Below are 9,508 nucleotides of genomic sequence, written 5' to 3'. Positions count from 1 at the left end.
AATCCTGGCTGAAGGGTAATTATAGTTGCAAATAATCCTGGTTTGAAAATGTCTTGATTGCAGGTTTGAGCGATTAGTATTGCAGGTCGTTACAGTTAGGGAAGAAATTCGTAGCAATTGGTTAATTTCTAAACTTTGGTCAGGGTTAAGGCTCCATAAGGAAGCATATAGCGCCCAACTAGATTACGAATTCCACCAATGGACGGAGAATAGACGGGTAAGAGAAGCGCAGTTGTCAAAAATGACACCGCAAGAGTTAGCCATCTTTCAGGAACAAGTGAGATTAAGGGCAGAGGCAGAGGCACGGGTGCAACTGCAACAGGTAACGGGGCAGCCAGCCGCAGCATTACCAGGGCAATCAATGCAGGATATCGCCAGGGGTGACGATAAAGTAACTGGCTCTGAACAGCAGACATTACAACAGAATACTGCCCATAGCCTTGACCCATCAGAAGCTCTTGCCCTAAATACTTTGCAAGCCCTAGCCAGAGCCGATAGTTCCACTGCTTTAGTCGCCGCACCAGGAAGCGGTAAATCAGTAACGCTCAATTACTTAATTCAGAAAATCTTGGCGGATTCACCTAATGCTGATATCTGGGTAATTAGTGCTAAGAATGATAGTTTTTGCGGTTTACGAGAGAAAGAAAGGGTAATTGTCTTTGATCAGGAAAACCCAGACCTAGCCAAAGAGGTAATTGACAACTTTTACACCGACTACAAACAGCGTAAACAGCTACCAGAATCACAGCGCGAATCCTTACCGCCATTGATTCTAATTCTCGATGATTGGTTAGTCATTGCTGACCAATTAAGCAAGCTTTACTCTGATTGGAATTACGGAGGTAAATTACTTGATGTTTTACTGATTGGTAGAGAGTTTAATACTAAGTTTATTGCCTCCCTACAGTCTTTTAATTTGGCGGCTTTGGGTATTGAAAAGATGGATGCTCAAACTCGTCTCTGTCTCAATTTATTGCTGTTAGGTAACAGGTATATCAAGAATGGAAGGGAACAAGAATCTTATGGGGTACTGGAATTGATTTTAAATAGAGGTGACATTATTCCAGGTAAGCAAGAGCGGGAGCAAATCAAATCTAAATACTTGGATATTAAAGCAGTCTCTTATCAAAACTTGCGTCCAGTTATGATTGCTTCCGTTGGGGGTTTTGTTGTGGCATTAATGCCCCTTTTATCTAATCAAGTCAAGCCAATTGCTTCGGAGCAGGAATATCTAGATAGAGTATTTGACCTGGAATTTAATTTAAATGCTGCTCAGAATGTACATCCAAAGCCATTATCTGAGGTGGCTAACAAGATTTATGAATACTTCCATAATGTGAAGTCTAAAACGCCAAAAACATTACGTGATTTTAAGAAAGCTGACAGGTTATCTGGTTATTCCGAGTCAGAATTAATTGATGGGTTAGCTGAATTAGTTGAGAGGGATAAGATAAATTATGACGGCAATGATAGCTATTCCCTGCCTGATTGGTGAAAGTCCTGCCGTGATGCCGTAGTGAGCAGGAGCTATGTAAAACTGGCTTTTATCCATGTCTACGGCATACGGCAGCAATCACGGCAATCCATCCCCTGTATAGGTCGTAGCCTACGGCATAGTTACGGCATCGCGGACAACCACGGCAGAGATTGCCAGAGGAGCAGTTATCGACTGTGACATTCTAAATGAAACCTTCTGCCAACTGAGCCTCCTGCCTTCTACCTTCTTCAATCATCTACTTCATTGAGGTGAGCGTCGAAAAACGGGATGCCAAATCCCTGAGTTGCCAGCTTTTGAGCGATCACTTGTAAGTTGATCATTTCCTGACGTGCAAAGACAATATTGTTGGCGTCTTCCATGTCTCCCTTCTTGTAAGCTGCTTCTAAGTAATTGAGAAGTCGCTGATAGGCATCAAGAGCTTGCTTGGCATCTGGATTGTCACTAGGTGCTGGTGTGACATTTCTCAGATATGGCGGTTTGGTGCCATTACCTTGCGGCGCACCTTGATAAGCACGCAGCACTGTTTCAATTTCGCTGAACTTGCTAAAATGCTCTACCCCATCAGCAATAATCCGCCCGGCTAACTGATATAGACTGTTTGGGTATTGGGGTTGGCGAAGAGTCGCTACCACCCGTGCATATTGACCATCGATACCACCGCTAGGAGCTTCCACAGCGATGAAATCAGCCAAAGTCTTTCTATTTAAAGGACGGAGTTGGCGGGGACGGGTATGACCGTTACCTACAGGGATGCGCTCTGCAACCTCCAAGGCTGGGCCATAAGCTTTTTTAGTTAGTCCTGTATGGTCGAGTTCCCAGAGCAACTGATTCACCCACCGCAAATGACGCATTTCGCTCACAGCCACCAACAGCAACTCGTGACTAACGAAAGTTAGGTCATCCCGGAGTGTAGGCCAGGTGTTAACATCTACCTCCTCAGGTGCCACTAGGGAGTAAAGAGCATAGAGGTACTCTAGACACAAGACGTGTTCTAAACCAGCTAAATCATACAATTTCGCTGCCAGCACCTCTGGACTTTTATATGGATTAGCAGTGTCTGCTGTTGGCGCTCGATATATCTGAGAGATTTCTTTGCCTCTTAGCACAACAGCCAGTTCTTGCCAGCGTTGGCTAATTTCATAGTGATCCATCTGGAATGGGCGGTTTTCGCGGGGATTTCCCAGAGCGCCTGCACGACTAGCTAGAGAGCGATCGCTCCTAAGCCAATCAATAGGTGTATTTGCCCGTTCTGGGTCGGCTGAAGCACCGGAAGGAAGCGTAGATTCACCTAGAGTATCTTCGCCTAGAACTATATCTGGGTGGTTAGAAGCCCAGTAGAAGCAAGCACAGTCACGAAAGTCATGTTGCCAGGGAGAACAAAGGCTCTGGGTTAATTCTCCAGCTTGATAGACTTGCCCAATAACGCCGCTTTGAGAATCGACAAACACCCGACGCCAGCCGCTCAGTTCAATTTCACTCGTCGCTGGAGGGTTGCTATCACTGGGTGCATCGCGTCGCCAGAGTTTGATTTTAACTAAACCTGGTTCCAAAGAACGCACTAAACGCCAAACTATTAGACCATCTAACGGTACTACTTTTTTGTCATCTTCACCTATTTGAAACAGGGATATCTGTTTTCCTCCCTGTTCCAGAGAATCGAGATACCATCTACCTGTAGATAAGGTGTTGCCTGATTCTCCACCGAGTGCTGTACGTAGTTGTGTCGCAGCTGCAATTAGCTCTGGATTGCCAGCATGGAAAGCCGGGTTCAACTCAGGATCGCTCAGTTCCAGACCAAGCAATAGGGCACCACCACGCGAAGCATCGGGATTGGGATTATCGCTTTCAGAAACAAACTCAAAAACTAGCCCAGCAAAAAAGCGGCGGTCAAGATTGCGCTGGTCAAATTCCAACCCAGGATAGCAGTTGCCAACACCGCTTTCTAAGCGTGTGGTGGCTGGATTGCCAACCACTTGCCTGTCAGCTCTTGCTGTCAAGTTACGGGGAAAAATTTTCTCACTCATAATGGTTATGTGTGTGGGCGATCAAAAATCTCAGGACGTTCAGATAAAGCGCGATCGTAATAACGTAAGCAGTAATCCAGCCAGCCGCGGATATAATCGCAACCATGACGGCCAGATGCAATGACTTCAGCATGGCAGCCGCCACCGCACAGGTAACGTGCCCAACAAGAACGACAAGGTTCTTGGCGGTCAACCGATCGCGCTTGCAAAAATTTTTCGCGGGCTACTTGAGAAGGCCCATCAGCAAATGTTCCCAAGGCAAAGCGGTCTTGGTCGATGGTACGGTGGCAGGTAAAGTAATTACCATCAGCACTCACAGATACATAATTGTCTGCGGCGCCACATGGCAATGGACGACAGGAACCCCGGTGAATTTCCCGCAGGGCGATCGCTAAATTAGAAAAGCGAAACTCCTTACCTCTCAACACTTCTTGCCATTCAGCTTCAGCTACCCGAATCATTTCTTGCAGAAAAATTGACCAGTCCTCTGAGGTAAAAGCCAACTTCGGGTCAGGAGATGTCTTCAAAGGGCTAACGCCAATTTCTTGAAACCCGATCGCACTCAAAGCCTCAACCCGTTCCAACACCCGCAGATCATCACGAGTTACTGTAGAACGTGCTGCTATCTTGGCTCGACCTGGATTGTTGAGTAGGGGACGCAGGCTATCTACAACTGTGGCAAAGCTGCCTGTACCACGATGGTTACTGCGGTGTAAATCGTGAATCGTTGCACCGCCATCAATACTCACCGACACAGCAAAAGCATTGTCCCGCAGGAGTTCAATGTCTGACTGATTGAGTAGAGTACCATTAGTGGTCACGGAGAAGCCTACAGAGATCCCGCGACGAGCAGCCAGTTCATTCGCATATTCCACACTTTGGTATAGGGTGGGGCGATTGAGAAATGGCTCACCGCCAATAAAGCCGATGGTGACTCGTCGTCCTTGGGTTTGCTCAATCAGTCGCTCGATTGTCTTCAAAGCAACTTCCACTGACATTAAACGTTGCTTTCCCCCAAAGCGCCCTTCATCCGCATAACAATAGCTACACGCTAAGTTACAAGATTGTGCCAGATTTAGAGATATGGCAGTTGGCTCTCTATCAGCGTGCCAAGGACTAACTGCTGCTTGAGCAGACGGTACAGTAGCACGTAGTTCGGCGATCGCTTCTGGATTGCCATTAGACACGTCTGCAAAAAAATCTGGGCTAACTTCAAAAAGTTGGGAGTTTCCCATCAAAAATACCAATGGTTTATCACCTGCTATCAAGTGAAACCAAGGTTGGGGACTCTCAGCAACCGCCAAATCAGAGTTTGCAAAAGTAGATTGCATATATTAATCCTGTGATTCGGAACGACGAGCTATAACTCTGGCTACGTGCTGGCGAACTGGTGTAGCTACTGTGGCAACTGGAGCAACTTGGTTAGAGGTAAGGGCCAATTCAGTTGGGACTTGGGTGCGAAGCTTGTCCACAAACCCTAAAATCTGGTTATACTGCCGCCTAGTCAGAGATAACGCCGTAGCATCCGAGTCACGCATGTAAGGAGGCATACGCATATCATGGACGCGATCGCGCTCGATACGGACATCTCGATGACGGGGTTCGGGTGTTTCTGGTGGCTGTTCGCCCAGTTCTGCCACCACGCCGTAGGGGGGACGCAACAAATACTCGACCCGTACACCAAAGGTACGCAGAAAATCGGTCAGGGCTTCCACATCTGTTAAAGACGCATGAACGCTGGCAGCAACTGCTGAGTAAGGTAAGTGGTCACGCGCTACAGGTTGACTAATTAAATCTGGCACCTTATCTGCATAAGGCTTGTCAACGGAAGTCATGCTACTAAAATCAGTGCGGGGTGGCAATTCTGCAACAGTTTTAGGTATAGTACTGCCTGCATTTTCATTTAATGCCCGCGAGCGGTTGGCATCCAAATTTAGCAAACTTAATGTCTCGAACACACGTTGGAAAAGATCAGCAATTTCTGAGGTAGTCAGCTGTTCGTCATCTAACGCTGGAACAGGCAAATCGCGGTCAGCTAAGTCATCAGCTAAGGTTAGGAAAGGACGGCGGTCAGGAGCAAAGTCCGGCGGCCCTGAAAAGAACCGAGCCACTGCCCTAAACCGCTCACCACCCACTACAACAAAAGCTGTAATTATGCCATCACAGGTATCATCCACAACACCCCAAGAGCGATCGCTGGTTACAGGAGAATCTACATCAGCCCCATCATAGGTATCATAGGGGTCGGGATTGTGATAACGTGTGAAATCAGAATTGTAATTGAGCCATGAGGAATTAGGATTCAGAATCCGATTTTGTTCTAAAACGATTTCATGTATGCGTCTGGTTCCGGGAGCAGGGGCTGTGGTAGCCGTTGGTGGCCCGTAGACATGGCCGTAAGCAGGTGTAAACCGAATGCGGAGTACACCCAAGTCTACCCCCATCTCCACAGCATCCACAGGGCGAATCACTTGAATGTGCCCCAGAGGTATCGGCTTATCGGGCAAAACTAAGGGTTCCGAGCCTACTCCCCGTGGACTGGTTGCCAAAAGTGGGTAAGGTTGAGAATCACTAGCGCGAACCTCAACCCTGGCACTAAAACCACAGGTAGAATCTCCAGTGCGCCTTGCTGCTTTTAAATTTGCCGCCTCTACCACGTAAGAAACAGCATCAAGGGGTACTGCTAATTCTTGAAGAAGTTTGTTTGTTAGGGGAAGCTCAACGATTGAGCTATCTGAATTTTGGACTCGCGCCCATAACTCGAAAAATGGCGCGACTGGACGAAAGAGGTTTTGATCCTTAAAGTGAATAATGCTTGGTAGATAAGGGCGGATTGAGCCATCAGGTTGAATTTCCAGACTAATTGCTGGCTCAATAATTGTTTTAGCTGCACCATGTAAGGTGGGGTCTTCCTGCCAGGTGAAACTCTCTAACGGGATATTACTGCCACCTAAGCGACCAATAGCCATTGGTGGATAGAAGAATACTTCAAGCAATCGAGGCTGCACACAAACCTCCCATGATAAATACTTGGATACAACCGAGGCTATCGTACATTCCCTGAATTTTATTAAATACTTAATATAAATTGTATTAACTATTTTTTCAGTGTTGAGTTTCAGCTTGTGAATAGCAGTAATTGGCAAAACAATATAGCGATCGCAGGAACAGGGTTGGCCGCCGCCGCCGTGGCGATGCGGTTGCTCAGTTGCGGCTTCCGCCCTTTACTGCTGAGTCGTGGACTGCCTCACATCAAAGGCGTTGAGGCAATTCCTGAGTCAGCCTTGCGGCTATTCGATGCCCTTGAGTTGACACCAGCTTTGCAGATGGCAGGCGGTTTCTGGGTAGAAGGATTTGAAAACGCTTGGCAAGGTAACGAATCTGTAATTAGACCCGGAAGATATATACATATTGAAAGATCCTTACTAGCTCAAGCAGCGATCGCTATGGTGATTCAGCAAGGTGCAACCGTAGTATCTAGCAATACAATTGCACCGCTTGTTGTCGAAAAAGAATCGGTGCGTGTAATGGTAGGTGGCGTAGAACAACGATTTGCCGCAGCTATTGACGCCACAGGACGTTCAGCACTGTGGTCACGACCTATCAAACGACATCAAAGGGAGATGGCCCAAATTTTTAGTACTTCGGTAAATGAGAATTTATTGCGCGGGCGGATAGTCCAATTTTCAGGAGGATGGGCTTATCGTCTTGGCCTGCAGGATACGATGACAGTTGGTGTTGTCAGTTCGTACCATACTAGTTATGAGCAGGTTCAAGACATAATGAGAGAAAGTTTGTGTCTTCCCTCAACGCAACTACACTTACTGGGGCGACGACCAGTCTCTCCCCAGTGGGCAGAAGAACCTATTCAAGACCGCAGGCTGGCTGTGGGAGATGCCGCACTGGCATACAGCCCGATTGCCGGACAGGGAATCCGTTTTGCACTATCGAGTACCTTGGCTGCTGCTGCTGTGGTTCGTACTTGGCGAGACTCACCAGCAGAGCGAGATTACGCCACACAGTATTACCGCGAACTGGTAAGTGCAGAAAGGCTCCGACATCTATCTAATATCGATTCCTTCTTATCTGTTAATCAACCTCCACCTACTAACCCAACACAATCCTCTTTTAGTAATGCTTCGCTGCCATCGACTGTTTATTACACTGGGCAAACCAAGATGACAGGACTTTACATCAATGGGCTGATTAAATACACAGAAGCGATCGCCCTGCCCGATGGCGCTCTAGTTCGCAGGCTGGGTAACTTTGACCTGTTGACTATGCGGGAGTTTTGCACCGAGCCACGAGCGACTGCCAGCTTAATCGAGCAATTGCGCGGGCAGCCATTAAGTCAGACAGAAGCGCTCTACTTAATTCGCTGGTGTCTAGAACGAAACATTCTCTCAACCGCAGACCTATAATTCCATAATGCTATCAAGACCCCGTTTCAATCCTACGAAAGAACTCACGAAAAAGCGAATAGCTAACAACGTTCCTTTCACATAAGGTTCGGCACTACTTCCCGCTTCATGTCGAATTGACGTGACGATGATTGCCTTGGTTTACTTTTGCTATTGAGGTACAGAATCAGTTGGTTATACGCCGACTCTAGTTGCTCTAGGCGATCGCTCAAGAAGCAGTTAGTTCTTGCTCCAATTCACTAGCAGGGCGTGACTCCAGGCGCGATTCTAGTTCCGATACCCGCTCAAGCAGCTGTTTTATAGAAGCATTGCTATCGATATCAGCACTGCTATCAAGGGCATGGCGATATCTTGTTTGATATCTAGACTGATATCGCTATTGTAGGCACAAACCAGAACACCCTGACCCCCACAGAAATGGTATTCGCTATAGTCAACGCTCTATTCGTCTACCGGATAATCACTTAGTCAACTAGTCAGCCATTACACTTTCAATTCAGGAAATTTCTCTTCATCGCCCTCAATAATTGTCAATAAACTGACAATAACTCCTCAAACCCCACTCCCTGGTGCGCTAGGACATAGTGCGACAATAGCGCTTTTCGCACCACTTAGAGTAATAAACACCTCTCTTCAACTAAGATGTTGAAATAGCATTAACCCGCCTACCCTGTCCAAGACAATGACACCGATCCACCCCGAAAACATTACTGTTCTAGAAAACTCGCTGATGTTGGCGATCGGGGAGGACTTTTCTCTAGAAAATGACCCCGACGTTATCCAGCAGTTGATTGGTGATAAGCGATCTCTGAATACCAAGCGCGAATACCAAAAAGACCTAAAAGATTTCTTCCTGTTTGTCGTTAAGAAAGAACCCAGCCGGGATTTGGTTTTAGAGTTTCTTCACCTGGAACAACGTCATGCTGTCGCGGTGGTTCTCAAGTACAAGGCACACCTGATTAAGAAAAAACTGGCTGAAGCTACGGTGAATCGTCGCCTTAGTGCTATCAAGTCAATGGTTGAGATGGGGCGACGGCTGGGAGTCTGCAATTTCTCCCTGGATGATGTCAAAGGTGAAAAGGTTGAAACCTACCGGGACACAATGGGCATTCCAGCCGAGGACTATGCTTTAGTCATAGCGTTGGTTGACCGCACTACCCTTAAGGGCAAGCGCGATTATGCCATTATGCGGTTACTTTGGGATAATGCCTTGCGTCGTCAGGAGATAGTCAATCTAAATGTGCGTGACTTTAACGCCTTGGAGAAAACTCTTGCAATCCTGGGTAAAGGCAAGGGTAGCCAGAAAGAAATTCTTGACCTATCGGACAGAACGGTTGATGCGATCTCCTTTTGGATAAAAGCCAGTAAGAAAAAACGTGGTAATGACCCGCTTTTTACAGTGCTGGCTTATCACAAGAATGGAGCGAGATTAACCGGGGAGGCAATCAGGCGACTGGTGGATGGGCTTTGCAAACAAGCTGGAATTACTAAGAAGATGTCACCGCATCGTGTCCGCCACAGTGCGATTACCACAGTATTGGATCTGAACAATGGCAACTACCGCG

6 protein-coding genes are annotated in these 9,508 nt (G+C 47.1%); 3 read left to right on the top strand and 3 right to left on the bottom strand.

What is annotated here, in order from left to right; genetic code table 11:
* Positions 1 to 79 precede the first annotated feature (79 nt).
* Positions 80 to 1,495 (top strand): P-loop NTPase family protein, encoded by a 1,416-nt coding sequence (locus ACYTXL_RS26555; protein ID WP_461927311.1) that lies wholly within the window; start codon positions 80 to 82, stop codon positions 1,493 to 1,495.
* 230 nt (positions 1,496 to 1,725) lie between these two features.
* On the opposite strand, the gene ACYTXL_RS26550 is transcribed toward ACYTXL_RS26555, so the two are convergent.
* From ACYTXL_RS26550 to ACYTXL_RS26540, 3 genes are read right to left on the bottom strand one after another with little or no spacing between them, the layout of a single operon-like run.
* Positions 1,726 to 3,522, bottom strand: a complete 1,797-nt coding sequence (locus ACYTXL_RS26550; RefSeq protein ID WP_273761845.1) for a ferritin-like domain-containing protein — start codon at positions 3,520 to 3,522, stop codon at positions 1,726 to 1,728.
* A 5-nt stretch (positions 3,523 to 3,527) separates the two neighbouring features.
* Positions 3,528 to 4,853, bottom strand: coding sequence for a radical SAM/SPASM domain-containing protein (locus ACYTXL_RS26545; RefSeq protein WP_273761844.1), 1,326 nt, complete (start codon positions 4,851 to 4,853; stop codon positions 3,528 to 3,530).
* A gap of 3 nt (positions 4,854 to 4,856) precedes the next feature.
* Positions 4,857 to 6,530: a hypothetical protein gene (locus ACYTXL_RS26540; protein WP_273761843.1), complete on the bottom strand. Its 1,674-nt coding sequence runs from the start codon at positions 6,528 to 6,530 to the stop codon at positions 4,857 to 4,859.
* Positions 6,531 to 6,647: 117 nt separating this feature from the next.
* Between ACYTXL_RS26540 and ACYTXL_RS26535 the strand changes: the two genes are divergently transcribed.
* A complete protein-coding gene (locus ACYTXL_RS26535; protein ID WP_273761842.1) occupies positions 6,648 to 7,943 on the top strand; it encodes an NAD(P)/FAD-dependent oxidoreductase in 1,296 nt (431 codons plus the stop codon).
* A gap of 682 nt (positions 7,944 to 8,625) precedes the next feature.
* Positions 8,626 to 9,508, top strand: an 883-nt coding sequence (locus ACYTXL_RS26530) for a tyrosine-type recombinase/integrase (protein WP_461927310.1), incomplete at its 3' end; no start/stop codon positions are given.

The organism is Nostoc sp. (assembly GCF_054880495.1).
This window is presented reverse-complemented; position numbering and strand designations above follow the sequence as displayed.